Below are 23,542 nucleotides of genomic sequence, written 5' to 3' on the forward strand. Positions count from 1 at the left end.
TAGGTAATAAAATAATATCAACTCATGCGGATAGTAAAATCGGGGTAAAATTTATTGAGGCATATTTATTACCGCGGTATTAAACTCCAAAAAATAAAAGACGGAAGGCAGTTTCTTGCCCTGTTTCAGGGTAAGCCGTTACCTTTACTTTCAGGCTTTTGATCAGCGTTACCGAATCGCCATTGTTCAGGATATTACGGTTAATTATTCTATACCCAGGCTTGGTTACTCCTATTTCAAAGCACAAAAAAAGCCTGCTCATTTTGAGCAGGCTTTTTCATATATTGTTATAAGGCGTTATTATTTAGTAACGTACATTACTTCTTTAACCGCTTTAACAACCCTTTCAGGGTTTGGCAGGTATTCCTGTATTAAAGTTGGTGCGTAAGGCAATGGAACGTCGCCGCCCATGATGCGCTGTATTGGAGCATCAAGGTAATCAAACGCATCTTTTTGTACTTTAAAGGCAACCTCGGTAGCAATTGAACCTAAAGGCCAGCTTTCTTCAATAATTACCAAACGGTTTGTTTTTTTAACCGATTCAATAACTGTAGCATAATCAATAGGGCGTACAGTACGTAAATCGATCACTTCGGCGTTGATACCTTCTTTTTCCAGTTCGGCAGCGGCAGCGATAACCACTTTCATGATCTTGCCAAAGCCAACTAAAGTAACATCTGTACCTTCTTTAACAACCTTTGCTTTACCCAATGGTATGTAGTAAGTTTCTTCAGGCACTTCACCTTTATCGCCGTACATTAATTCAGATTCCATGAAAATAACCGGATCCGGATCAAGTATAGCTGATTTTAATAAACCTTTTGCATCATATGGGTTTGATGGAACAACCACCTTTAAACCAGGGCAGTTGGCATACCAGTTTTCAAAACACTGGCTGTGCTGTGAGCTTAACATACCCGCGTTACCGGTTGGGCCACGGAAAACGATTGGTACCGAGAACTGGCCACCGCTCATTGACATGATCTTGGCAGCACCGTTAATGATCTGGTCAATGGCCACTAACGAAAAGTTAAAGGTCATGAACTCGATAACCGGGCGTAGTCCATTCATGGCCGAGCCAATGCCTATACCGGCAAAGCCTAATTCAGAGATGGGCGTATCAATAACGCGTTTAGCACCAAATTCATCTAACATACCCTGGCTTACTTTGTAGGCACCGTTATATTCGGCCACCTCTTCACCCATCAGGTATATTTTATCGTCGTTGCGCATTTCTTCGACCATGGCCTCTCTTAGCGCTTCTCTGAACTGTATTTCTCTCATTATATTTATATAAAATGATGTTTTTTGCGACCGCAAATATAAACACTAATGTGTAAAATGCAATCCTTAGGCTCACACACCTACGGTTTTAATACATATATTTTACAAAAATGGGTACATTAGGTGTGTAAACCTTACGCCAATGAAATTTCTGTCGTTAAAAAACCTTGCCCAAGGTGCTGCCACCACCATAAAGCATTATCCTTTTGAGGTTTTGTTTGCGCTTGCAGGTACTATTGCCGGTACCGGCCAGGTAGAATTAACACATCTTAACCGTGTTAATGAAGGCTGGTGCATACGCATCCTGATGATAGCAAACCTGGGCCTGCTGCTTAGCCTTTCGGCCACATTATATACCCAAAGCATTGGCACTCCCCGAAGCAAAAAACTGATCATCAAATGCATTGCTGCCATTTTCGCGGCATCGCTGATATTTATCATCAACCCCACCAACCGCGAGGCCGATTATATCCGCTTTTTGCTGATGAGCCTGGCTTTTCATCTACTGGTGGCCTTTGCGGCATTTACCGGGCACGGGCAGTTGCAGGGTTTCTGGCAGTTCAATAAAACGTTGTTTCTGCGTTTCTTAACCAGCGTGTTATATGGCGCGGTGCTGTTTCTGGGACTTGCTGCCGCTATTGGTGCTACCAACTTTTTATTCAACTTTAAGTTTGAGTGGGATACCTACGCCATTTTATGGGTGTGGATAACGGGTATGTTTGTAACCCTTTTCTTTTTGGCAGGTGTACCTGTTGATCCAGCCTCGCTTAATGAGGATACCAGCTATCCTAAAGGCTTAAAAATATTTACGCAATATGTGCTCATACCATTATCTACCGTATACGTAATCATTTTACTGGCCTATGAAATAAAGATATTAGTTGAGTGGAACCTGCCCAAAGGCCTGGTATCAAACCTGATATTGGGTTACGCGGTATTTGGTATACTATCACTGCTGTTGGTTTACCCCATACGCGAGCACGACGAAAACAAATGGCTTAAAACTTATTCCCGCAGCTTTTACTTTTTACTGTTGCCGTTGCTGTGCCTGCTGTTTGTGGCTGTTGGCGCACGGGTATTTAAGTATGGTATAACTGAGCTCCGGTACTTTCTGATATTGCTTGCCGTTTGGCTGTTATTTATATCGGTATATTTTTTACTGTTTAAAAAACAGAATATTAAACTGATCCCCATTTCCCTGTGTGTAATTACCCTGCTGGCTATCTACGGGCCGCAAAGCGCGTTTTCGGTGAGTATGTATTCGCAAAGGCGTATCATTATCCGTTTTTTTGAAAAACATAATGCCTTTAAAAATGGAAAGTTAATGGCGGTTAAAGGTATTAAACCGGGCAGCAAGGAAGGAAACCGCGCGGCGGCCAATCTGGAGTATTTTGTATCACATTATGACCTGATACCCCTGCAACCATATTTTGACCGAGATCTATCTGTAGTTGCAGATTCGTTAGGCAAACTGAAAAGCAAAGGCAGTTATACTACATTAGGGCGTTATGAGCTGCAAACCGAAAAACAGGACTGGGTAAAACAACAACTGGGGCTTAGTAAGTTTTCGTCCCGTTATATTAATACCGAGGAGGATGAAAAACTGGTTTATTATCGCATTAATAAATCAGGCACCGTGCTTGATGTTAAAGGATATGACTTTATAATGGATCCCGCCCTGGCAAATGATACCACTAAAGAAAATTTTAATGACCTTACCGTTGAGCACATTATCCTGAAAAACAAGGCTGCTATCCTGAAAATAAACAACGAAACACTCACGTTCGATCCATCAAAAATTGCGCGGAAATTATTAGCAGATCAAACAAAATTAGATACCTATCTCGAAAAGAATAACGAACCTAACAATAACCGTTATGATGTGCCTGTTGAATGGATGTCGGTTACAGCCGAGAGCAAAAGTTTTGAGGTAAAGCTTATTATTGATGATCTGAATTTTGGTACATCAGGCAAGAACATTGATATTACCTATGTGCGGTATTTGTATTTAATAAAGCGGAAGTAGGATTTAGTTTACCTCCACTTTAACCAATTCGTCATCCTGAACTTGTTTCGGGATCTCATATGCTGAGTTAAACACCATACGCACAACTTGTCCTGTGGGATGCCGAAATAAATTCGGCATGACGATCGTCTACATGCCATCCAGCATGCTCATATCAAATTTGGGTTTCAGGGCATAGGTTAGCTGTACCAGGCCGCTGCTGAATTGTTCGCTTTTGAGTAGTACCAGGTCAGTGCGTTCCTTAATATCTGTAAAGAGTGGTTTACCGGCTCCTAAAATAGTTGGATGCACGGATAGCATCAACTCGTTGATCTGGTTCTGTGTAACGAAAGCCGATACCAGTTCGGCCCCGCCGTAAAGCCAGATATTGGCGCCGGGTTGGTGCCTGATCTCGGCTATACGCTGTTTAAAATCAGCCCTGGTAATAATTTCGTTATTCCCCTCAACATGGGTAAGCGTATCTGAAAAAACGTACATCTTTAAAGCTGCGAACATTTCCGGATAGGCCGCCATAAGCATTTCATAACTTTTGCGGCCAAGGAAAATGGCGTCGGTGTTGCCTAAAAACTCGGTCATGCCATAATCCTGATCAGCAAAACACCAGTCGTACTCGCCATTGGGCCCCTCAATATATCCATCAAGGCTCATGGCCAGGTTCAAAATTATTTTACGCATGTTCGGGTTCCGGTTAGAATGGAAGGTTTATTCGTGATCAGTAGTAGTACGGCTTTTTTCCTGCCACTGTTTGGTGAATGATTTTTCGGCCACGTTTGGCATCTCCCGCAAATCTCCCCATGACTTTTTAAAGAAAGTTTTGAGCAAAAAGTTTTTCATTTTGCAGCCAAAAAAATCGGTGAGTTTGCGTTTAAGCATGGCTTTTGTCCACATGTTCCAGCCCCAGCGTTCCTTGTTGGTAACAAGGTGCTCTTTCACGGCATCGCGGCGGTTAAGGAGCAGCATTTTGTGGATATCTATTTTAACCGGGCACACTTCGGTACACCTGCCGCATAAGCTTGATGCGTAGCTCAGGTGCTTAAATTCGGCCATACCTCGTTCATGTGGGGTAATAATAGAGCCGATTGGCCCGCTGTAAGTAGTATTATAGGTATGGCCCCCAATGTTTTTATAAACCGGGCAGGCATTTAAGCAAGCGCCGCAGCGGATGCAGTACAAACCCTGCCGCTGTTCTTTTTGTGCCAGCAGGTTGGTGCGCCCGTTATCAAGCAGTATCACGTACATTTCGTCGGGGCCGTCGGTTTCGCCGGGTTGGCGCGGGCCGCTTAAAATGCTGTTGTAAACAGTCAGGTTTTGGCCGGTACCATGAGTGGCCAGCATAGGCCAAAACAGGTCGAGATCGGTGATAGAAGGGATCACCTTTTCAATACCAACTATAGCAATATGAACCTTCGGGAACGTGGTGCACAAGCGGGCATTCCCCTCGTTTTCACTAATGGCAATGCTCCCGGTATCGGCCAGTAAAAAGTTGGCCCCGGTGATGCCTATATCGGCCTGTAAATATTTTTCGCGCAGCAGTTCGCGGGCTTTCAGGGTAAGCTGCTCGGGTGTGGCGTCAATGGGGGTACCAAAGCGCTCATGAAAAAGTTTGGCAATATCCTCTTTGCTGAGGTGCATGGCCGGGGTAACTATATGGTACGGCTTTTGGCCAAGCAGCTGTACAATGTATTCGCCAAGGTCGGTTTCTAACGATTCAACGTTGTTACTTTCCAGGAACTCATTTAAATGAATCTCCTCCGTAACCATTGATTTTGATTTAACAACAGTTTTGGCGTTTACCTTTTTAATGATGTTCAGGATCTCGCGGTTAGCTTCTTCGGCATCATTGGCCCAAATCACTTTGCCTCCGCGCTTTTGGAAATTGGCCTCAAACTCCGGCAAAAACTTGTCCAGGTTCTCCATCACCTTCCATTTGATCACATGCCCCTTGCGTTTGGCGTTATCAAGGTTAATGATACGGGAAAGGCCACGCGTTACCGCGGTGCTGTACTTATCAATATTGTTATTGATGATACGGCGGTGATCAACATCAAATGCCTTCTCCTCTGAGGCTACCAAAAACTCTTCCGCGGTGCTTCCCATACAGGCGAATTTAATATTTTTTTTCAGTTATAAGTTTTAAGCAGTGAGTTTTGAGTAATGAGTTTTGAGTTTATTATTTGCATTGCACTTTTAAACTCAAAACTCACAACTTAACACTTAAAACTATTCTGATGTTTTACCATCAACCACTGGGCGTTTATCTCGGTTAGCCAATTCCCAACCGGTGTAAAATACCAACTGCGCGCGTTTAGCCAGCAGCGGGAAGTTGATCTTGCTAACCTCATCGCCGGGTTGGTGATAATCATCATGTACGCCGTTAAAGTAAAAAATGATAGGCACGCCGTGCTTGGCAAAGTTGTAATGATCGCTGCGGTAGTAAAACCTGTTCGGGTCATTCGGGTCGTCATATTTATAGTCGAGGTGCAGTTTGGTATAAGTGTTGTTGGCCTGCTCGCCAATATCATGCAACTCTTTGCTCAGCATAGATGAACCTATGGCATACACATAATTAGCAGAATCTGCCTTGCCGATATACTCGTAACCTACACGACCGATCATATCAATATTCAGATCGGTAATGGTACTGGTTAACGGGAATACCGGATGTTCTGAATAATACTCGGAACCCAGCAAGCCCTTTTCCTCGCCCACATTACCCAAAAACAGGATACTACGGCGCGGGCCGTGCCCATCTTTTTTAGCCTGGGCAAACGCGCGGGCAATTTCCAGTATACCTGTAGTGCCCGAGCCATCATCGTCGGCACCGTTATTCACTTTATCTTTTGCAGATGCATCAGGATTTAGGCCGATGTGATCATAATGAGCCGAAAATATCAGCACCTCATCCTTCAGGTCGGTACCGGGCATATAGCCTAATACATCAACCGCCTTTACATCAGTTTTTGAGGTTGCGTAACCAATTGTTACTGCACTTTTCACGGTTTCTGTATGTGTAAGCGCTGTTGCTGAAGCGGCCTTTAGTTCATCAAAAGTTTTGCCCGTAGGTTTTACCAGCTCGTTAGCCAAATTGGTGGTTATGTTGAACAATGGGGCATTGGTATTGGCCGGCTTGGCTGCACCACCCTTAACTGTTAACCGCGGACTTGCCACGCTCCGTCCAAAACGGCCAAGTGCTTCGGCTATACCCGGGTTAGCCGCCAGTATAGCTGCCGCCCCTTTGCTTTGCAAAAACTTGATGGTTTTGGTGCGGTTGGCGGTTAAGCGGTAACTGTTGTTGGGTTTTGCATCACCTTCGGGTTTATCCTCATTTATCCAAAGCACTATTTTGCCGGTAAGGTCGGTAGTACCAACTTCACTTTCGGTTCCGTAGCCTACAAATACAATATCAGTTGTATTGATGGTGTTATCGGGATAGGCACCGTTTAAAAAGAAATCTTTGCCGTACTCAAAGGTTTTACCGTTAACCGTAAATGCGGTTACCTTTAAAGCATTTTGGGTTAATGGCACATCTAAAAAATACGATCCATTAACGGGAGCCTGTAAACCTAATTTTTTAAACTCGGCAGCTATGAAGTTTGCGGCCTTTTCGGCACCGCGGGTACCGGTTTCGCGACCCTCAAACGCGTCGGATGCTAAAATGCTCAGGTGTTTCCGGGCATCATCGGCAGTGATAAGCGCGCCGTACTTTACAGCAGTTTGATTTTGCTGTGCACAGGCATTAAACGCAAATGCGGTTGATAATGCCCATAGTGATATTTTTTTCATTTATAATGTATGTTATGTTCAAAAGTGGTTAGCAGGCAATTTTACCTACACGTGTTGCGTGGCGGCCGCCCTCAAAATCGGTACTTAAAAAGGTATCAACAATTTTCCGCGCTTCATCAATGGTAATAAAACGGGCGGGGATACATATAATGTTAGCATTGTTATGCATACGGGCCAGTTGGGCCAGTTCCTGGTTCCAGCATATGGCCGCGCGGATACCCTGATGCTTATTGGCAGTAATGGCTACACCGTTGGCGCTGCCGCAAACCAGTATGCCCAGGTCAAATTGGCCGCTTTCAACAGCCGAGGCTACGGGGTGCGCAAAATCGGGATAATCGGCCGATGAATCGGAGTATGTGCCAAAATCCTTTAGCCCCTCTGCGGGTAACACCTCCTGTAAAGCTTGTTTATAATCAAATCCGGCGTGGTCGGCGCCAATGGCAATCTTTAACCCTTGTTTCATATCCCTTATACTATAATTATAATTAAAGGCTAAAAGTAAATATTTTGCCTGATATGGGATAAGCGGTATTCATAAGAATCATGACGGATTTTGGCTAAAGCCTTACTGATTTATTCGTGTTCCGTTGGCTAAAGCCAACGGCAATGATATACACCAGGTAACTAAATAAGTTCCATTCATTGCCGTCCCATAAATGGGACGGGTCAAGATCCTGAAGATCGGTTTTAGCCAAATTCAAACATCAAGGCAACAAAAAAGGGCTCCTTTGCAGAAACCCTTTTTCCATTAAAAGTATATTCAATAAGGTTATTCAATAATGCTTACTTTAAGCATATTGGTTTTACCTTGTTTAATAATAGGAACGGCAGCAGTATTGATTACTACATCACCTGCTTTAATTAAATCTTCAGATTTAAGTATAGCGTTAACATCGGCAATGGTTTGGTCGGTACTTTCCAGCTGATCGTAGTAGTAAGAACGTACGCCCCAAACTAAACTCAATGCATTTAACAATTGCTTGTTTGATGTAAATATATAGGTGCTTGCCTTAGGCCTGTGGCTTGATATTTGGAAAGCGGTGTAGCCAGATGTTGTCATGGATACGATACCAACCGCGTTGGTATGCTGCGCTAAGTGTACTGCCGATTCGCAAACAGCATCGCTCAGGTAATTTACAGATTCCGGATCAGTGTTATCTGATTTGCTGGTATTAAAGCTATAACCAAACTCCTCAACATTACGCACAATTTTAGCCATGGTTTCAATAACAATAACCGGGAACTCACCAACCGATGTTTCGCCGCTCAGCATCACCGCGTCGGCACCATCCAGTACAGAGTTGGCAACGTCATTAACTTCGGCACGTGTTGGGCGTGGTGTAGTGATCATTGACTCCAGCATCTGGGTAGCAACAATTACCGGTTTTGAAGCAGCACGGCATTTGCGGGCAATCATTTTTTGCAGCAATGGCACTTCTTCCAAAGGCATTTCAACACCAAGGTCGCCACGGGCAACCATCACACCGTCGGTAGCGGCAATAATTTCGTCTATATTATCAATTGCTTCAGGTTTTTCAACTTTAGCGATAACGCGTGCAGCCGAACCAGCCTGGGCTATGATCTGTTTTAATTCAACAATATCCTGACCTGTACGTACAAACGATAAACCGATCCACTCTACATCATATTTTAATGCAAACTGCAGGTTAATCAAGTCTTCTTCGGTTAAGCTTGGGATAGATACCTTGGTATTGGGCAGGTTAACACCTTTACGTGAGGTAAGGATACCACCGTGTACCACTTCGCATATTACAGTATCTTTCCTGTTGGTTTCAATAACTCTTAACTGTAGTTTACCATCATCAAGCAGGATGATCTCATCGGCTTGAACATCCTGAGGGAAGGTATCATAAGTAATGTAGATCTGCTCGTCATTACCGATACACTCCTGGGTGGTAATTTTGATTTGCGTACCGTTAACCAGGTGTATGCCTCCATCTTTTACCAAACCGATACGAATTTTTGGCCCCTGTAAATCGGCCAGGATGCCTACGTTGGTTTTATATTCTTCATTGATCTCGCGGATGATGTCGATCACAGCTTTATGATCCTCAGGTCTTCCGTGCGAAAAATTAAGGCGGCAAACATTAACACCGGCTTTTATCATAGCTAATAAAACATCTTTTTTAGCAGATGCCGGGCCCATGGTGGCTACAATTTTGGTACGATTATAGTATAGTTTCATATTGTTCTGGTTAACTTGGTTTATTATTCATATTAGTGTAAAACCAACACTATTTTTAAATTCGGCGCTAAAATAACAGATTTTCGCGTGATTTTATTTTTTTCGGATCAATCTTTACGGCCGCCACAATTTCGGGTATCTTATTCAGTGTAGAAATCAGATTATCCAGATCATCATCATCTATATAATTCCTGATCATCAGAAAATAATCGGCACTTTTAATTTCGGGCACTAAATAGCCCTCAGAGCCTTTATTCCCAATAAAATAGAAATCTGTTTCGGTTGTTTCCCAGTGATAATGGTATAGTGAAAATAAAACCGGCTCGCTCCCCTGATAAATATCAACGGCCAGATCATTGGATTTAGTAAAATTAAAATTTAAAAACTTATTAATAAGATAACATACCCTGTAATCTTTCAGCGAGGTTGTAACTGCAATAAGCACAAAATCAAAATCGATCTCAAACTTTAAAAATTTCCTGTTCAAAATCATTACTTTTACGGACATTCAAAAATACAAATCGAAACCGTTTGAATAAAATTTTGTTAACGAATTATATTGTAAAAGTTTTAGATTTGATAATTGACAGAATTTATTTTTCTTTGCACTGAATTTTTATTAATCATTAAACTATAAAGACTATGTCTGATATCGCTTCAAGAGTAAAAGCTATTATCGTAGAAAAACTGGGTGTTGACGAAAGTGAAGTTACGCCAGAAGCGAGTTTCACCAATGATCTTGGTGCCGACTCGTTAGACACCGTGGAATTAATCATGGAGTTTGAAAAAGAATTTAACGTGGCTATTCCTGACGATCAGGCTGAAACTATTGGTACTGTAGGCCAGGCTGTTGCTTACCTTGAAAAAAACGTTAAATAAGACTCCCTAACTGGATTAAATGGAGTTTAAAAGAGTTGTAGTAACCGGGCTTGGAGCACTTACTCCTATTGGTAACACAGTTTCAGAATACTGGAACGGTTTGATCAATGGGGTAAGTGGCGCTGCCTTAATCAAAAGTTTTGATACTGAAAAGTTCAAGACGAAATTCGCATGCGAAGTAAAGAACTTTGATGCGGATGGTTTTTTGGGGCGTAAAGATGCCCGCAAATTAGATCCTTTTGTTCAATACGCGCTGTTTTCAACCGAAGAAGCCGTAAAAGACGCTGGATTAGACTTTGAAAAATTAGATACCAGCCGTATAGGAGTTATCTGGGGATCAGGTATAGGTGGTTTAAAAACATTTTTGGATGAGGTTGTAAACTTTGCCAAAGGTGACGGTTCGCCGCGTTTTAACCCTTTCTTTATCCCTAAAATGATAGCTGATATTGCTCCCGGCCATATTTCTATCAAATATGGTTTACGCGGGCCAAATTTCTCAACCGTTTCTGCCTGTGCTTCTTCAAACAATTCACTTATAGATTCATTTAACTATATCCGCCTGGGTAAAGCTAATATGTTTATAAGCGGTGGTTCTGAAGCAATCATTAATGAAGCAGGTATTGGTGGTTTTAACGCAATGCACGCATTATCAACCCGTAACGATGATCCGGCTACGGCATCACGTCCGTTTGATCTGGACAGGGATGGTTTTGTTGCAGGCGAAGGCGCCGGTACCATAATTTTAGAAGAGCTGGAGCATGCAAAGGCCCGCGGCGCTAAAATTTATGCCGAAATGATGGGCGGTGGCATGAGTGCCGATGCTTACCACATGACTGCACCACACCCTGATGGGCTTGGAGCGGCTCTGGTTATGCGTTCTGCACTGCAAGATGCTAACCTTACCCCGGCTGATATTGATTATGTGAATGTTCACGGAACATCCACCCCTATTGGTGATCCACAGGAAATTAAAGCTATACATGACGTATTTGGCGATGATATTTACCGTATAAATATCAGTTCAACCAAATCAATGACCGGTCACCTGTTAGGTGCTGCCGGCGCGGTTGAAGCTATTGCGTCTATATTGGCCTTAAAAAATGGTATTATCCCACCAACTATAAATCACTTTACCGATGATCCTGCTTTTGATCCGAAAATAAACTTCACTTTTAACAAAGCTCAAAAACGTGATGTGAGGATTGTTCAAAGCAACGGATTTGGGTTTGGCGGCCATAATGCTTCTGTGATATTTAAAAAGTACGAAGATTAATTGTGGTTTGATGCCGATCAGTCAGTTTTATAAGTTATACATATCACCAAATAGAAAGTACGTTAAGATTTTAAAGAACTTGCTCGGCTTTGTGCCGGGCAATTTGTCTTTATACCGACTGGCTTTCCGTCACAAGTCTGTTGCCCAAAATGTTAAAAAAGGGGTAAAAAACAGCAATGAGCGCCTGGAATTTTTAGGCGATGCTGTGCTGGGCAGTGTGGTAGCCGAGGTTTTGTTTAAACTATACCCCTATGAAGATGAGGGCTTTTTAACTGAACTGCGCTCAAAAATTGTAAGTCGCGTAAACCTTAACGCGCTTGGCCGCAAGCTGGGTTTTGATAAACTTATTGAGTATGATAGCCGCATGCTTAACTCAAGCAGGCAGGGATCATTACTGGGCGATGCATTTGAAGCTTTAATTGGTGCCGTTTATTTAGATAAAGGGTACGATTTTACCAAAAACTTCCTGATCAACCACATCATTAAATCACATATTGATATCCATAAACTGGAACAAACCGAAACCAACTTTAAAAGCAAGTTGATTGAATGGTGCCAGCGCCACGGCAGGGATATTATATTTGAACTGGTAACCAACCAGGAAGGCGAAAGCAACAAACTGTTCACCGTACAGGCCAGTGTTGATGGCGAAGTTATGGGTGAAGGCAAAGAATTCAGCAAGAAGAATGCCGAAAAACTTGCAGCCGAAAAAGCCTGCGAAACACTGGGCATTTAATACAATTTCTTTTATTAAAAGTTCAACGCTACCGCAAGCGTCCCGCTTGTGGTGATGTAGTCGGGCTCATTACTACTGCATTCAGTAGTCTAAAGACTATGAGCATAAGTATCCAAAGTCGGAGACTTCTGATAGCATAATGGGCTTATAAGCAACTCAAGTAGCACCGCTCTGGCCATCCCTTCATACTTACCCCAGGAAAAAGATTTTAATTTATTAATTTCTCCTTTTTCAGGCCTTTAAGACTTTCGCCTGGTTGAGAAAGTTTGAGGGTAGAATCGCTTTTGATAAACGTAGGGGCATTCAATTTTTCCAGTCGGGCCTTATCGGGGCTTTTGCTGTAATAATCATAAGCCTTCAGGGTATGTTTAATGAGGTCGTAGTTAGTCCAGCCCTTCAAATCTTCAAATGTTGGGGTGTAATAGTCCATGAATTTTTGCGCCGCGCTATCGGTAGGCAGTTTGGTGTACTCCCTAACAAAGGCAACATTGTATCGCCTGATAATTTCGGCCTGTTCGGCCTCGCCCCTGGCAAAATTCTTAAATCTGCGTGCCCGGCCTGGCGTTTTGCCAAACAGCTCATAAATACCGGTTAGCGGGTTTGTTAAAAATGAAAGTACCGGCGGGCTGCCATTATAAAAGGTACCTTGTTTGCGGTAATCACCTAAAACTTCGTTAAGTTCCTGTTTTTTTGTTTGGCCTAAAACCTTTACCTCATCAAGCTTAATAATGGGTTGCAGGTAAATGGGCATATCGCTGTTGTTGAGCACAACAACCTTTTGAGGAGTAAAATCTTCTTTGGTAAATAACAGGGTATCGCCTACAGCTGTCGCTATCGAAAACCAGCCAACATCGTCGCTCATGATCTGGATGTTGGTTTTTAAATCCTTGACCACTACCCCTGCCACACGCTCGGGCGAGCTCTTTTTAGAGACAACACCTTTGATGGTAAATTGCTGAGCTGATACTTTTAAAACAGAACAAAAGCAAATGGTTACAAGAAGCAGGGAAAAACGATAATGCATTAAATATAGAAAACGTAAATATACCAACTGTATTTTACACCAAATGTAAAAAAGTGTTAAAGCTCAGGAGCAAGCAGGGAAGTTTTTAGTCACCTTTGTAATCACTTTAATGTCTATTATTGGCTTACAATCCCTCTGACTGCTAACTTTTTCCATATCTTTTCAACTTCGGGGTTTCCCTGATTTTCAGACTTTCCAACTTTAAAACAAAAACCTATCTTTGCACATGATAAAATCCATGACAGGGTATGGAATTGCCAGTTCAGATTCAGGTAATACAAAATATACCGTTGAGATCAAATCCCTGAACAGCAAATTCCTCGAACTATCACTTCGCCTGCCCAAAATATTTTCTGAAAAGGAGTTTCAGCTCCGTAATGATTGCAGTAAACAAATTGAGCGCGGCAAAGTAAATCTGTCTATCAATGTGGAGCAGGTAAATGTTGCGGTAAAAGCAGCCGGAATTGATAAGGTTTTGCTGAAGCAATATTACCAGCAACTTAAAGATGTTAGCGTTGAGCTTAATGAGCCTACATCCAACCTGCTGCAGCTTGCCCTGGGTTTGCCCGAAGTAGTAAAATACGAAGACGAAACCGCATCTGATGATGAATGGAAACTGGTTGAAAAAACTTTTCAGCAGGCACTGGCCGCGTTTCAGCAATTCAGATCAGACGAAGGTAACGTACTGGAAAACGACCTGAAATACCGCATCGGCGTTATCCTTAAAAACCTGGAACTGGTTGAGCTTGAAGATCCTAAACGTGTGCCATTAATTCGTGAACGCCTGAATACTTTTTTAAGTGAGGCCACCAACCGCGAAGCTATTGATCAAAACCGTTTTGAACAGGAGCTGATTTACTATATTGATAAGCTTGACATCACCGAAGAAAAAATAAGGCTTAAAACCCACTGCGAATACTTTATTGAAACCCTCAAAAATGCCGATGCCAATGGTAAAAAGCTTGGTTTTATATCGCAGGAAATTGGTCGTGAAATAAACACTCTGGGCTCCAAAGCCAACGATGCCAATATCCAAAAACTGGTTGTGGGCATGAAAGAAGAGCTTGAAAAAATTAAAGAACAACTGTTAAACGTATTATAATAAGCTTATAGTTAACAGTTTATAGATCATGGCCTTTTAGCTGCCATGATCTATAAACTATTAGCCATTACCCAATAACTAATGACTAAAGAAGGTAAACTCATCATATTTTCGGCTCCATCGGGGGCAGGTAAAACAACCATAGTGCATCACCTGCTTGGCAAAATACCTGAGCTTGAATTTTCAATTTCGGCCACCACCCGTGAGCGCCGCGGTGATGAGGTTCACGAGAGCGATTATTATTTTATAAGCAAGGAAGAGTTTTTGCACCGTATTGCCAAAAAACAGTTTGTTGAGTTTGAAGAGGTTTATACCGGCACATTTTACGGCACCCTGCGCACCGAAATTGAACGCATTTGGGCAATGGGTAAAACTGTAATATTTGACATCGACGTAGAGGGTGGTATGCACCTTAAACGCAAGTACGACGGCCAGGCGCTGGCCATATTTGTACAGCCCCCATCACTGGAAGTTTTGATTGAGCGCCTTACCGGCCGGGGTACCGATAGTGAGGAAAAACTTAAAGAACGCTTTGCCAAAGCCGAAAAAGAACTGAAATACGCTCCGCAGTTTGATATTATACTCAAAAATTACGATCTTGATACGGCTTGCAAGGAGGCCGAAGAACTGGTAAGAAACTTTATTGGCACTCCGGCCGTTTAAAGGGCGTTGCTGAAAGGGTTTGTTTGATCAGGGCTATTCATCGTTAATTTTTTTAAATACCCATTTTCGTCCTTGGGAATAAGGCGGCTACCTGATATGAAAATAGGCTTACTGTTTGGTTCATTTAATCCGATACACATAGGGCACCTGATTATTGCCAACTATATGGCTAATCATACCACGCTTGATAAGGTTTGGCTGGTAGTATCGCCACAAAACCCCCTTAAAAAGTATGGAGACCTTATTAACACCTATGATCGTATTGAAATGGCCCGTCTGGCTACAGATCATGCCACCAATATTACCGTAAGCGATGTTGAGCTAAAGCTTCCACAGCCCTCGTATACCATTGATACGCTAACGCACCTCAAAGAAAAATACCCCGATCATGAGTTTGCCCTCATTATGGGTTCAGATAACCTGGGCACACTGCATAAATGGAAGAACTATAAACTGATACTGCGCGATTACAAGATATACGTTTATCCCCGCCCTGGCTATGAAAACGCCGAACTGGCCGATCACCCATCGGTAACCATTACCATGACCCCGCAGATGGAGCTCTCGGCTACGTTTATCCGTAAATCCATCGCCGAAAAAAAGAACGTGCAATACTTTGTACCCGATCCGGTTTTAAAGTTTATTGAGAGCAAGGGATTGTATAAGTAATATATACAGGCAAAAGATAGCTTCGCAAAGCAAAAGCCTCCTCTAAATCTCCCCCAAACGGGGAATATTTCAAAATACTTTTAAGTCTTCTCCTTTGCAGAGTAATGACCCACGAAACGTCAGTAACTAAAAAAAACTGTCATGCTGAGCTCCGTCTAAGCATAATGGCAGGCCTCTGCACTCCACCCTTCGACGGTGCTCAGGGTGACAGCCCGCTTTAGTGTATTTTACCTCTTTCTTCCTTTTGCTGGGCAAAAGGAAGAATTACAGAATCGCATGGCATACAACGACTCACCCGGTCTGCGCTTCGCTGGACCACCCTCTCTCCACCTGCGGCGGAAAGAAGGGATGGCAAAATAGATAAAGGGTAAAATAAAATTCCCCAACCCTCTTTGCGGCGAAGCCGGAGAGGGGTCGATAAGCGTAGCGATGTCGGGGTGAGTCGATAAACAACCTGATTGGATGCAATTGCCTCTTTGGGCTAATTCCCCCTTGAGAGAGTTGAGTGAGGCTCTAACTTCGCAATGACATGAGCTTTTTATTATTCCTTCCTTTTGCCTTTGAGCTCCTTAAACTATCTTTGTACCGTGAGCGAAAAAACTATACTTAAACTGCAGCTGCCTACCGACCCGCTTTGGGTTAAAAATGTGGTGGAAAGCAACATTGAGGAGCTGCTGACCGATCATGCTTTTTGTGAGCAGAAGGCGGCCAGCAACGCCATAACGCTTATTGTACAGAACCCCAACCTGTCTGACCTGGTTCAGGAAATGGCCCTGCTGGTTCAGGAGGAGATGGATCATTTTAAACGTGTTCACGATATTATTATTGAGCGTGGTTATGTACTTGGCCGTGAGCGTAAGGATAATTACGTGAACGAACTGCGCAAATTCATCATCATAGGCGGCGGTCGCGAAGCCCAATTGATTGATCGGCTGCTGTTTTCGGCTATGATTGAGGCCCGTAGCTGCGAACGCTTTAAAGTACTGTCTGAAAATATTAACGACACTCATCTATCAGAGTTTTACCATGAGTTGATGGTGAGCGAAGCAACCCATTACGCCATGTTCATTCGCCTGGCTAAAAAGTATGCTGTTGAAATAGATGTTGATAAACGCTGGACCGAATTTTTAAAATACGAGGCCGAGGTAATCCAAAACTACGGCAAAAGCGAAACCATACACGGGTAGTTCATCTATACAAAGCCCCTAATTACCGATACTTCCTTTTATTACCGGTTTTGAATGCGTTACTTTATATATGTCGCGCTTTAAAGCATTCACGGTTACTATACATATTGCCGGCTGGCTATTATTTATGGCCTTCCCGCTGGTGTTTTTAAATAGCCGGGGGCAGGGTACACCTGCCTGGTCGTTGTTGCAAAAGCACAGTTATTGGTTCTTCTGCTATATCTATATCTTCCTTTTTTACAGTAATGCTTACTACTTTATACCACAGTTCTTCTTAAAAAAGCGATATGTCATTTATACCGTAATTGTGTTGGTGCTGCTTGGCAGCGTTTACTATTTGCGGCCATTTGATAAGCTGCTTCGCAGCAGCGGGAGCCGGCCATATTATCAGCATCCCCGCTTTTGGCAGCCACCTTCGGGTCATATGCATGGTAGTCCGCCGCCTTTTGGAGTCGGACAACAACCTCCACCTCCTGATGGTAACAACACACCGCATCCTTTTTCACGGCACAGGCCATTGGATAGCACCAGCCTGTTCATATTTTTAATGATCATGGCCTTAAGTACCGCCATTCGCACGGTGCAACAATGGCAGCTTACCGAGCAACGCGCCGCACGTGCCGAAGCCGATAAAGCCAGCGCAGAGCTTTCGTTCTTAAAAGCGCAGATCAATCCGCACTTCCTGTTCAATACCCTTAACAATATCTACACGCTCGCGGTCACTAAAGATGATCATGCTCCGGATAGCATCATGAAACTATCAAACATTATGCGCTACGTAACGGATGATGTAACGGAAGATTTTGTACCCCTGCAAAGCGAGATAGACTGCATTGGCGATTATATTGAGCTGCAGCGCCTCCGAATCAGCAATAATACTACCGTGAATTTTACTGTTGATGGTAAGCCCGATGCTAAAAAGATAGCACCGCTGGTATTCATGACCTTTATTGAAAATGTGTTTAAATACGGCATCAGCAAACATGAAAACTCTGTTATTGATATTCGTATCGGCATCACTAATTCAGCTATTACCTTTGTTTGCAGCAACCGGATATTTGCGGCAAGCCGTGAAAACCATCGTACGGGTATCGGCATTAACAATACAAAACAGCGCCTGGCGCATTTGTATCCTGGAAAACATTTACTAAACATCAGCAATGAAAATAATCTGTATACGGTTCGGCTTACCTTACAAACCTGATTACGCATGATACTTAAATGTATAGCTATTGATGATGAACCGCTGGCGCTAAGGCTGATCAGCGAATATGTATCGCGTTTCCCTGCCCTACAGTTAGTTAAAACATTTGATGATGCCATTTCGGGTGCCGAATTTTTAAAGACCCGTCCCGTCGACCTTCTTTTTATCGACATCAATATGCCCGATATTACCGGTATCGACCTCGTGCGTTCATTAGAAGTTAAGCCCATGATTATATTTACCACGGCTTACAAAAACTTTGCCTACGAGGGTTTTGAACTGGAAGCGCTCGACTATATATTAAAACCGATAGATTTTAAACGCTTTGAAAAGGCCGTTGAAAAAGCCGTTGATTACTTCCGCTACAAAAACCAAACACCCGGTGAGCAGCCCGATGAAAGCCTGTATGTATATTCAGAATACCGCATGGTAAAAATTGACCTTAATGCTATTGAATATATTGAAAGCATGGAGGATTATATCAAGATACACCTTACCGATGCCAAAACCGTACTTACGCTCATGCCCATGAAAAAGGTATTGGAGAAACTGCCTGGGGATAAGTTTCAGCGCATTCACCGTAGTTATATAGTGCCCGTTAACAAGATCCGTTCTATTCAGAACCGTAAGGTTAAACTATCAGATGTGGAGCTGCCTGTAAGCGAAAGCTACACCGATTTTATCCGTACGTGGATGAAATTCAGATGAAAAAACCTGCTTTATCGGCACAAATTCCCCATTTACCGATACCCTCCCATATCTGATTACCCCAGCCGGTACATTTACATTGATTAATAAAACGCATTGTTTAACCTTATTAATTGATGTAAAAGATCATGGAACGAAAAAGTTTTCTCCGCACCTTTGCTGTTGCAGCAGCCGCCGGCCCCATGCTGATAGAAGCCTGCAAAAAAGATTCAACAGCAAGCACTGCCGATGCCGCATCATCTACCAGTAATACCTCAACCAATGGCAGCACCTGTTTAGTTTCGCCCACCGAAGTAGAGGGCCCATACCCCTATGCCAGCGGCGAAATTAATAACCCGCTAAACCGGGCCGATGTTACAGGCGGCCAAACCGGCGTGCCTTTATCCATTGGCTTTGTGGTGGTAAATACCAACAATAACTGTAATGTAGTAAGCGGTGCCCGTGTTGATATATGGCACTGCAATAAGGATGGCTATTACTCGGGCTATGCAAACCAGCAGGGTGCGCTGGGCTCCAAAAGTTATATCGGCGAAACCTGGCTGAGGGGTTACCTGCTTACTGATACATCCGGACTGGCTAAATTCAGCACTATTTATCCTGGGTGGTATACAGGCAGGGCAACGCATATACACATAGAGGTATTTATAAATAATGTGCTTAAAAAAACCACGCAGATGGCTTTCCCGGAGAGCATTTCGGATACGGTGCATGTTTCAACCCTGTACGCCACACATGGTGTAAACACCATCCGCAATGCCAGCGATCAGATATTCGGCAACTCGGCTACCGATCTGGCCAACGAAACTATATCGTTAACCGGGAGTGTTGCAGATGGCTATTCCGGCTCCTACACGCTTGGGCTTGCTTTATAGCCGTAACTAAGAATGTAAAACCTACCACTTATAACATAAAACCCTAAAATGGCACTTATTAAATTAGCATACAGGCAAATCATCACTGCATCATCGGCAGGCGAATTTGAAAAAAAGGTATTTGAGGCAACATACCAGGAGTTTTTATTAAAAAGTCAAACCTATAATCCCTTCGGAAAATATAAAACCTTTACCGAGTTAAAGGCTCATGATGGCCGGGCCAACTCGCTGCACTATAAAATGAGTTTTGCAGCGGGTCACTTTATAACAATGCTTGATAATTATATTCCCAACCTGAAAGATAATCTTGGTAAAAGCATCAAATTTGAGTTACCGCAATTTGAGCTTATTGAATCGGCTATTGATAACCTGTATGTGCACCAGGTAGCCATCATTTATACCACCGGCACCCTAACTTTAATTAATCAGCTGGGCGAGTTTATGATACTGGCCGAGGGCGATATTTCTAAATTAACCGCTGCCTCCACATTTATATTAAAAATGCAGCAAAACCTATCTATTGTAAGCTACCAGGAAACCGAAGAACCCGATTTAAAAGAGTTGAATGGTATAAAATATGAATGATGTTCGGAAGAAATAAAAAATTGTCATTTCGACGAGGCACGAGGAGAAATCTTATACAGCATGTTTAACCCACGCAGAAGATTTCTCCTCACTCCGGCTCACAAATCGCCCCATGTTCGTCGAAATGACAACGTTTCGCGATGTTTAATCTAATACAACAACGACAGGGGCATGTCTAAAAATAAATAAAATCCCCTAAGCTTATAAAGCTGCTTAGTACTTAAGCAAACGATTCAGTTTGCTTTAAACCCTACCACATTTTGCAGGTAGTTATCCATCATATCAATATCTATCACATCATTTACAAAACCCAGATACATATCGGGGCGAACGATGAGTGCTTTTTTTTGATTTTCGCCTATTCCGAAAGCATCAAAAACATGCTGGTTACGGGTTGATGGAGGCAGGTAAAAAAAGTTAAGATTAACCGGGTAACTCTGGGTGATCCATTTGGCCAGGGTAAACAGGTCAAGCTCCTGCAGCTTGCCCAGGGTTATTATGGTAAAGCCAGGCTTGCTGCACCATTCGTGCAGGTCGGTTTCCTGCTGTTTCTTCTCGTCGAATACTTTGAGGTAAGACAGCCTGTCGCCGGCCTTTACCGGCGAATTGTGGCTCAGGTGCAGATTAATTTTGCTGTGGCGGTAAGCAATGGCCGTTTGCGATACCCGTTTAAAGAATGTTTCCCTTGATTCGGGCTTACTCCACACCTGTTTTAATATCCGCGGAAACAGCCACTTTTTAAAAAGGCCAACAAACCAGTTGGTTGACAGTATCATTTTAAATATCCTGTCGGTTGTGTTCAGCAGGTCTTTGGCCACAGGCATGCGTTCATCTGCATAGCTATCTAAAATAGCTTCATTAAACTGGTTGTTTACAACTCCGGCCAGTTTCCAGGCGAGGTTATAAGCATCCTGCAAGCCGGTATTCATACCCTGCCCGCCAACCGGTGAGTGGATATGTGCCGCATCGCCAATTAAAAAACACCTGCCCTGCCTGAATTTATCAGCCATGCGGTGGTGCAGTTTGTAGGTGGCAAACCAGTTAGTTTGCTCTACGCTGATTGTTGTCCCGGTAATGATATCCACAAAAGGCAAAACATCCTCCATTTGCAGGTCTTCGCGATTATCAAACTCAGTAGGCAGGGTTCCAACAATTCGGTAATACTGCTCTTCGGGCATCAGAAAAAACGCGGTAAAGCCTTTTTTTGATAAATACAGATTTACTTTATCGCCTAAAACATTCTGTATTTTAACATCAGCAACATAAAACTGATGTTCATAAGTATCACCATTAAATGAAACTTGGAGCTGTTTACGAACAGGACTCCTTGCACCATCAGCCCCGATCAGCCAATCGCAGGTAAGGGTCTGGGTATCATCCCCGGTTTGCAGCTGAACGGTCACTTTTGAGGCATCCTCTTCAACGCTCAATAAAGTAGTATTCCAGTAAACGGGGCAGCAATTAAGGGTTAAATAATCAAGCAGCAAACGCTCCGTTTTGCTTTGCTGATACATATAAATAAAAGGGAATGCGGTTTGTTGTTCTCCAATACCCTCAAGCGATAATGACGCTGCTACTTTACCTTCCTGGTTAATAACAGCCCCCCGGGCAGCCTTGCTGTTGCTAAGTATCTTATCGGCAAGACCCATTTGTCTGAATATTTCCAGCGAGCGGGCCTGTACCGCAAGGGCCTTTGACTTATCCGTTGGCCCTTGTTTATTATCAATTATTATAGGCTGTATACCATAACGCAATAGCTGGGCGGCCATCATAAGCCCTGAGGGCCCTGCTCCCACTATTAAAACGCTGGTATGCTGCTGTGTAACTGTCATAGATTGCTTAATGGAACAGTAAAAATATGGTTGGCCGTTTATGCAGTTCAGGCACCTTTTTTTGCCATTCGGCTATGGTTTTGGTTTGTACAAATTCGGTAGCTGAGGTAAGATCAGCAGCTATACAGAGTTTGGTTTTAGGGTTGGCGGTTTTCAATATCTCCTCCAGCAATGGGTTATTGCGGAACGGCGTTTCAATAAATATCTGGGTTTGATCGAGCTTAATGGCCAAACCTTCCAGCTCCTTGATCTTTTTGCTGCGCAACACTTTATCAATTGGCAGGTAGCCATTAAAAGTAAAGCTTTGCCCGTTAAATCCGGAAGCCATCAGCGCCAGCAAAATAGAGCTTGGCCCAACCAGCGGCACCACTTTTATACCCATGCGGTGCGCCTTATCCACAATTTCGGCGCCGGGGTCGGCTATGCCGGGGCAGCCAGCTTCGCTCATGAGGCCCACATCGTTTCCGGCTTGCAGGCCCTTAAAAAAATCGGCCTTACCCATATCACGGTTATGTTTACTATAATCGTGAATCAGGAGTTCGCTTTGCGGTGTTTTTAACCCGGCTTCTTTTAAAAACCTGCGCGCGGTTTTTTCATTTTCCACAATGTATTCTTTGATGCTGTTAATAGTATCAACCAGGTACGGTGTAAATGATTTGGCAGCCGCTTCTTCGGCCAGGGGTACGGGTATTAAATATAGGGTTCCATAGGGCATATTGCAAAGTTGGTGTTTTTTGTTTAATTTAAGCTATTGAAAGGAACTTGAAAAATATGAATTCATTAGGCGTTAACTGGTTTATTGAGGGTTATATTGATTTTGAGCACAAAAAATACGTTCTGCTGAATTACTTGCAGGAAATTAACCGCCACTTTGATAAAAGCCGCCTCTACCCCAACCTGGCCGATCTGATATTTCATTACAACAACCTTATCGACTTTAAAAAGAACAAAACCATACTACAACAGGCTTTTCCGCAAAGGCTTACCCAGGCAGATATTGATGCGGTAAAACTTACCTACCAAAAAATTATTAAGGACGATCAAAGCATGCAGGAAATTGAGCAGATCATAGCCTTTGCCCTTGCACAGATGGACCCTGCCATACAAACCGGTATGGAGATATATGATTTTGTAGAAAGCCACCTGAATATTGATCCCGTGGGTATTATACCGCTGATGCCTTATCACGGCTATTTTTCGTTACGCAATGGCAAGGAGCGCACCAACCTTATTTATGAATACCAGCTCACCATTTTTGAACGCAAGGACGATAATTACCGTGGTATCAACATTACATTTATCGATACTTACGAACATAGCCTTACCAACACTCCTGAGGCCATTAAACTGAGCCTTATAAACCGCAACAAGTTTTTGCCTAACCCGGCCGTGTATCATGTGCATAGCGATATCACGTTTCCGCTGGAGCAAACTTTATTGCCGGTAGCTAAAAGGAGTTTGGTGAAATTTATTTCAAAGGCGGCGTAATGTTTGTTTGAGTCAGAATGA

24 protein-coding genes are annotated in these 23,542 nt (G+C 43.1%); 13 read left to right on the top strand and 11 right to left on the bottom strand.

Annotated elements, in window-relative coordinates; genetic code table 11:
• Positions 1 to 79: 79 nt before the first annotated feature.
• A complete protein-coding gene (locus tag QWZ01_RS19530; protein ID WP_290326250.1) occupies positions 80 to 262 on the bottom strand; it encodes a PhnA domain-containing protein in 183 nt (60 codons plus the stop codon).
• A 38-nt stretch (positions 263 to 300) separates the two neighbouring features.
• A complete protein-coding gene (locus QWZ01_RS19535) occupies positions 301 to 1,284 on the bottom strand; it encodes a pyruvate dehydrogenase complex E1 component subunit beta (RefSeq protein WP_290326252.1) in 984 nt (327 codons plus the stop codon).
• A 142-nt stretch (positions 1,285 to 1,426) separates the two neighbouring features.
• Here QWZ01_RS19535 and QWZ01_RS19540 point away from each other — a divergent pair, with 142 nt between their 5' ends.
• A complete protein-coding gene (locus QWZ01_RS19540; RefSeq protein ID WP_290326254.1) occupies positions 1,427 to 3,310 on the top strand; it encodes a DUF4153 domain-containing protein in 1,884 nt (627 codons plus the stop codon).
• Between the two features lie 129 nt (positions 3,311 to 3,439).
• Here QWZ01_RS19540 and QWZ01_RS19545 read toward each other — a convergent pair whose 3' ends face one another.
• The 6 genes from QWZ01_RS19545 to QWZ01_RS19570 all read right to left on the bottom strand — a co-directional run bounded on the left by QWZ01_RS19545 (position 3,440) and on the right by QWZ01_RS19570 (position 9,786).
• Positions 3,440 to 3,985 carry a dihydrofolate reductase family protein gene (locus QWZ01_RS19545; protein ID WP_290326256.1) on the bottom strand — a complete coding sequence of 182 codons (546 nt, stop codon included), beginning with the start codon at positions 3,983 to 3,985 and terminating at the stop codon, positions 3,440 to 3,442.
• Positions 3,986 to 4,012: 27 nt separating this feature from the next.
• The gene (locus QWZ01_RS19550) at positions 4,013 to 5,407 is read right to left on the bottom strand and encodes a LutB/LldF family L-lactate oxidation iron-sulfur protein (protein WP_290326258.1); all 1,395 of its coding nucleotides are present in this window, start codon (positions 5,405 to 5,407) and stop codon (positions 4,013 to 4,015) included.
• A 123-nt stretch (positions 5,408 to 5,530) separates the two neighbouring features.
• On the bottom strand, positions 5,531 to 7,093 hold the full coding sequence (locus QWZ01_RS19555; protein ID WP_290326260.1) for a M28 family peptidase: 1,563 nt from the start codon (positions 7,091 to 7,093) through the stop codon (positions 5,531 to 5,533).
• Between the two features lie 28 nt (positions 7,094 to 7,121).
• Entirely contained in the window at positions 7,122 to 7,556 is a 435-nt protein-coding gene (gene rpiB / locus QWZ01_RS19560) for a ribose 5-phosphate isomerase B (RefSeq protein ID WP_290326262.1), read from the bottom strand.
• Positions 7,557 to 7,862: 306 nt separating this feature from the next.
• Positions 7,863 to 9,299 (bottom strand): pyruvate kinase, encoded by a 1,437-nt coding sequence (gene pyk / locus QWZ01_RS19565; protein WP_290326265.1) that lies wholly within the window; start codon positions 9,297 to 9,299, stop codon positions 7,863 to 7,865.
• Positions 9,300 to 9,366: 67 nt separating this feature from the next.
• Complete coding sequence (locus tag QWZ01_RS19570) at positions 9,367 to 9,786, bottom strand: IPExxxVDY family protein (protein WP_290326267.1); 420 nt, start codon at positions 9,784 to 9,786, stop codon at positions 9,367 to 9,369.
• Between the two features lie 155 nt (positions 9,787 to 9,941).
• Here QWZ01_RS19570 and QWZ01_RS19575 point away from each other — a divergent pair, with 155 nt between their 5' ends.
• From QWZ01_RS19575 to rnc, 3 genes are read left to right on the top strand one after another with little or no spacing between them, the layout of a single operon-like run.
• Positions 9,942 to 10,178, top strand: a complete 237-nt coding sequence (locus QWZ01_RS19575) for an acyl carrier protein (protein ID WP_031266521.1) — start codon at positions 9,942 to 9,944, stop codon at positions 10,176 to 10,178.
• 19 nt (positions 10,179 to 10,197) lie between these two features.
• Positions 10,198 to 11,451, top strand: a complete 1,254-nt coding sequence (gene fabF, locus QWZ01_RS19580) for a beta-ketoacyl-ACP synthase II (protein ID WP_290326268.1) — start codon at positions 10,198 to 10,200, stop codon at positions 11,449 to 11,451.
• 10 nt (positions 11,452 to 11,461) lie between these two features.
• Complete coding sequence (gene rnc / locus QWZ01_RS19585) at positions 11,462 to 12,187, top strand: ribonuclease III (protein WP_290326271.1); 726 nt, start codon at positions 11,462 to 11,464, stop codon at positions 12,185 to 12,187.
• A 208-nt stretch (positions 12,188 to 12,395) separates the two neighbouring features.
• Here the strand turns inward: rnc and QWZ01_RS19590 are convergent, their stop codons facing one another.
• On the bottom strand, positions 12,396 to 13,211 hold the full coding sequence (locus tag QWZ01_RS19590; protein WP_290326273.1) for a hypothetical protein: 816 nt from the start codon (positions 13,209 to 13,211) through the stop codon (positions 12,396 to 12,398).
• A 226-nt stretch (positions 13,212 to 13,437) separates the two neighbouring features.
• On the opposite strand from QWZ01_RS19590, the gene QWZ01_RS19595 reads away from it, so the two are divergent.
• The 8 genes from QWZ01_RS19595 (at position 13,438) to QWZ01_RS19630 (ending at position 20,201) form a co-directional block, all read left to right on the top strand.
• Entirely contained in the window at positions 13,438 to 14,313 is an 876-nt protein-coding gene (locus QWZ01_RS19595) for a YicC/YloC family endoribonuclease (protein WP_290326274.1), read from the top strand.
• 81 nt (positions 14,314 to 14,394) lie between these two features.
• The gene (gene gmk / locus QWZ01_RS19600) at positions 14,395 to 14,976 is read left to right on the top strand and encodes a guanylate kinase (protein WP_290326276.1); all 582 of its coding nucleotides are present in this window, start codon (positions 14,395 to 14,397) and stop codon (positions 14,974 to 14,976) included.
• Between the two features lie 96 nt (positions 14,977 to 15,072).
• Positions 15,073 to 15,645 carry a nicotinate (nicotinamide) nucleotide adenylyltransferase gene (gene nadD / locus QWZ01_RS19605; RefSeq protein ID WP_290326278.1) on the top strand — a complete coding sequence of 191 codons (573 nt, stop codon included), beginning with the start codon at positions 15,073 to 15,075 and terminating at the stop codon, positions 15,643 to 15,645.
• A gap of 587 nt (positions 15,646 to 16,232) precedes the next feature.
• Positions 16,233 to 16,832: a MiaE family protein gene (locus QWZ01_RS19610; protein ID WP_290326280.1), complete on the top strand. Its 600-nt coding sequence runs from the start codon at positions 16,233 to 16,235 to the stop codon at positions 16,830 to 16,832.
• A 70-nt stretch (positions 16,833 to 16,902) separates the two neighbouring features.
• Positions 16,903 to 18,036: a sensor histidine kinase gene (locus QWZ01_RS19615; protein WP_290326282.1), complete on the top strand. Its 1,134-nt coding sequence runs from the start codon at positions 16,903 to 16,905 to the stop codon at positions 18,034 to 18,036.
• A 6-nt stretch (positions 18,037 to 18,042) separates the two neighbouring features.
• Positions 18,043 to 18,744, top strand: a complete 702-nt coding sequence (locus QWZ01_RS19620) for a LytR/AlgR family response regulator transcription factor (RefSeq protein ID WP_290326284.1) — start codon at positions 18,043 to 18,045, stop codon at positions 18,742 to 18,744.
• Positions 18,745 to 18,872: 128 nt separating this feature from the next.
• Positions 18,873 to 19,616 (top strand): dioxygenase family protein, encoded by a 744-nt coding sequence (locus QWZ01_RS19625; RefSeq protein ID WP_290326286.1) that lies wholly within the window; start codon positions 18,873 to 18,875, stop codon positions 19,614 to 19,616.
• A 48-nt stretch (positions 19,617 to 19,664) separates the two neighbouring features.
• Complete coding sequence (locus QWZ01_RS19630; RefSeq protein ID WP_290326288.1) at positions 19,665 to 20,201, top strand: hypothetical protein; 537 nt, start codon at positions 19,665 to 19,667, stop codon at positions 20,199 to 20,201.
• A gap of 233 nt (positions 20,202 to 20,434) precedes the next feature.
• Here the strand turns inward: QWZ01_RS19630 and QWZ01_RS19635 are convergent, their stop codons facing one another.
• Together QWZ01_RS19635 and QWZ01_RS19640 are read right to left on the bottom strand one after the other, a co-directional pair.
• Positions 20,435 to 22,033, bottom strand: coding sequence for an FAD-dependent monooxygenase (locus QWZ01_RS19635; protein ID WP_290326290.1), 1,599 nt, complete (start codon positions 22,031 to 22,033; stop codon positions 20,435 to 20,437).
• Between the two features lie 7 nt (positions 22,034 to 22,040).
• Positions 22,041 to 22,748 carry an SAM-dependent methyltransferase gene (locus QWZ01_RS19640; protein WP_290326292.1) on the bottom strand — a complete coding sequence of 236 codons (708 nt, stop codon included), beginning with the start codon at positions 22,746 to 22,748 and terminating at the stop codon, positions 22,041 to 22,043.
• A gap of 56 nt (positions 22,749 to 22,804) precedes the next feature.
• On the opposite strand from QWZ01_RS19640, the gene QWZ01_RS19645 reads away from it, so the two are divergent.
• A complete protein-coding gene (locus QWZ01_RS19645; protein ID WP_290326294.1) occupies positions 22,805 to 23,521 on the top strand; it encodes a hypothetical protein in 717 nt (238 codons plus the stop codon).
• Positions 23,522 to 23,542 lie beyond the last annotated feature (21 nt).

This window comes from Mucilaginibacter aquaedulcis (genome assembly GCF_030409325.1).
Lineage (GTDB): Bacteria > Bacteroidota > Bacteroidia > Sphingobacteriales > Sphingobacteriaceae > Mucilaginibacter > Mucilaginibacter aquaedulcis.

What these genes read in the sequence shown, in the direction of transcription:
- QWZ01_RS19640 (WP_290326292.1), bottom strand. Translation starts at nt 22,748, where the DNA reads ATGCCCTATGGAACCCTATATTTAATACCCGTACCCCTGGCCGAAGAA.
- QWZ01_RS19590 (WP_290326273.1), bottom strand. Translation starts at nt 13,211, where the DNA reads ATGCATTATCGTTTTTCCCTGCTTCTTGTAACCATTTGCTTTTGTTCT.
- QWZ01_RS19620 (WP_290326284.1), top strand. Translation starts at nt 18,043, where the DNA reads ATGATACTTAAATGTATAGCTATTGATGATGAACCGCTGGCGCTAAGG.
- QWZ01_RS19625 (WP_290326286.1), top strand. Translation starts at nt 18,873, where the DNA reads ATGGAACGAAAAAGTTTTCTCCGCACCTTTGCTGTTGCAGCAGCCGCC.
- QWZ01_RS19550 (WP_290326258.1), bottom strand. Translation starts at nt 5,407, where the DNA reads ATGGGAAGCACCGCGGAAGAGTTTTTGGTAGCCTCAGAGGAGAAGGCA.
- QWZ01_RS19595 (WP_290326274.1), top strand. Translation starts at nt 13,438, where the DNA reads ATGATAAAATCCATGACAGGGTATGGAATTGCCAGTTCAGATTCAGGT.
- QWZ01_RS19540 (WP_290326254.1), top strand. Translation starts at nt 1,427, where the DNA reads ATGAAATTTCTGTCGTTAAAAAACCTTGCCCAAGGTGCTGCCACCACC.
- QWZ01_RS19635 (WP_290326290.1), bottom strand. Translation starts at nt 22,033, where the DNA reads ATGACAGTTACACAGCAGCATACCAGCGTTTTAATAGTGGGAGCAGGG.
- QWZ01_RS19630 (WP_290326288.1), top strand. Translation starts at nt 19,665, where the DNA reads ATGGCACTTATTAAATTAGCATACAGGCAAATCATCACTGCATCATCG.
- nadD (WP_290326278.1), top strand. Translation starts at nt 15,073, where the DNA reads ATGAAAATAGGCTTACTGTTTGGTTCATTTAATCCGATACACATAGGG.
- rpiB (WP_290326262.1), bottom strand. Translation starts at nt 7,556, where the DNA reads ATGAAACAAGGGTTAAAGATTGCCATTGGCGCCGACCACGCCGGATTT.
- QWZ01_RS19555 (WP_290326260.1), bottom strand. Translation starts at nt 7,093, where the DNA reads ATGAAAAAAATATCACTATGGGCATTATCAACCGCATTTGCGTTTAAT.
- QWZ01_RS19615 (WP_290326282.1), top strand. Translation starts at nt 16,903, where the DNA reads ATGTCGCGCTTTAAAGCATTCACGGTTACTATACATATTGCCGGCTGG.
- pyk (WP_290326265.1), bottom strand. Translation starts at nt 9,299, where the DNA reads ATGAAACTATACTATAATCGTACCAAAATTGTAGCCACCATGGGCCCG.
- rnc (WP_290326271.1), top strand. Translation starts at nt 11,462, where the DNA reads ATGCCGATCAGTCAGTTTTATAAGTTATACATATCACCAAATAGAAAG.
- QWZ01_RS19535 (WP_290326252.1), bottom strand. Translation starts at nt 1,284, where the DNA reads ATGAGAGAAATACAGTTCAGAGAAGCGCTAAGAGAGGCCATGGTCGAA.
- QWZ01_RS19530 (WP_290326250.1), bottom strand. Translation starts at nt 262, where the DNA reads ATGAGCAGGCTTTTTTTGTGCTTTGAAATAGGAGTAACCAAGCCTGGG.
- gmk (WP_290326276.1), top strand. Translation starts at nt 14,395, where the DNA reads ATGACTAAAGAAGGTAAACTCATCATATTTTCGGCTCCATCGGGGGCA.
- QWZ01_RS19545 (WP_290326256.1), bottom strand. Translation starts at nt 3,985, where the DNA reads ATGCGTAAAATAATTTTGAACCTGGCCATGAGCCTTGATGGATATATT.
- QWZ01_RS19645 (WP_290326294.1), top strand. Translation starts at nt 22,805, where the DNA reads ATGAATTCATTAGGCGTTAACTGGTTTATTGAGGGTTATATTGATTTT.
- fabF (WP_290326268.1), top strand. Translation starts at nt 10,198, where the DNA reads ATGGAGTTTAAAAGAGTTGTAGTAACCGGGCTTGGAGCACTTACTCCT.
- QWZ01_RS19575 (WP_031266521.1), top strand. Translation starts at nt 9,942, where the DNA reads ATGTCTGATATCGCTTCAAGAGTAAAAGCTATTATCGTAGAAAAACTG.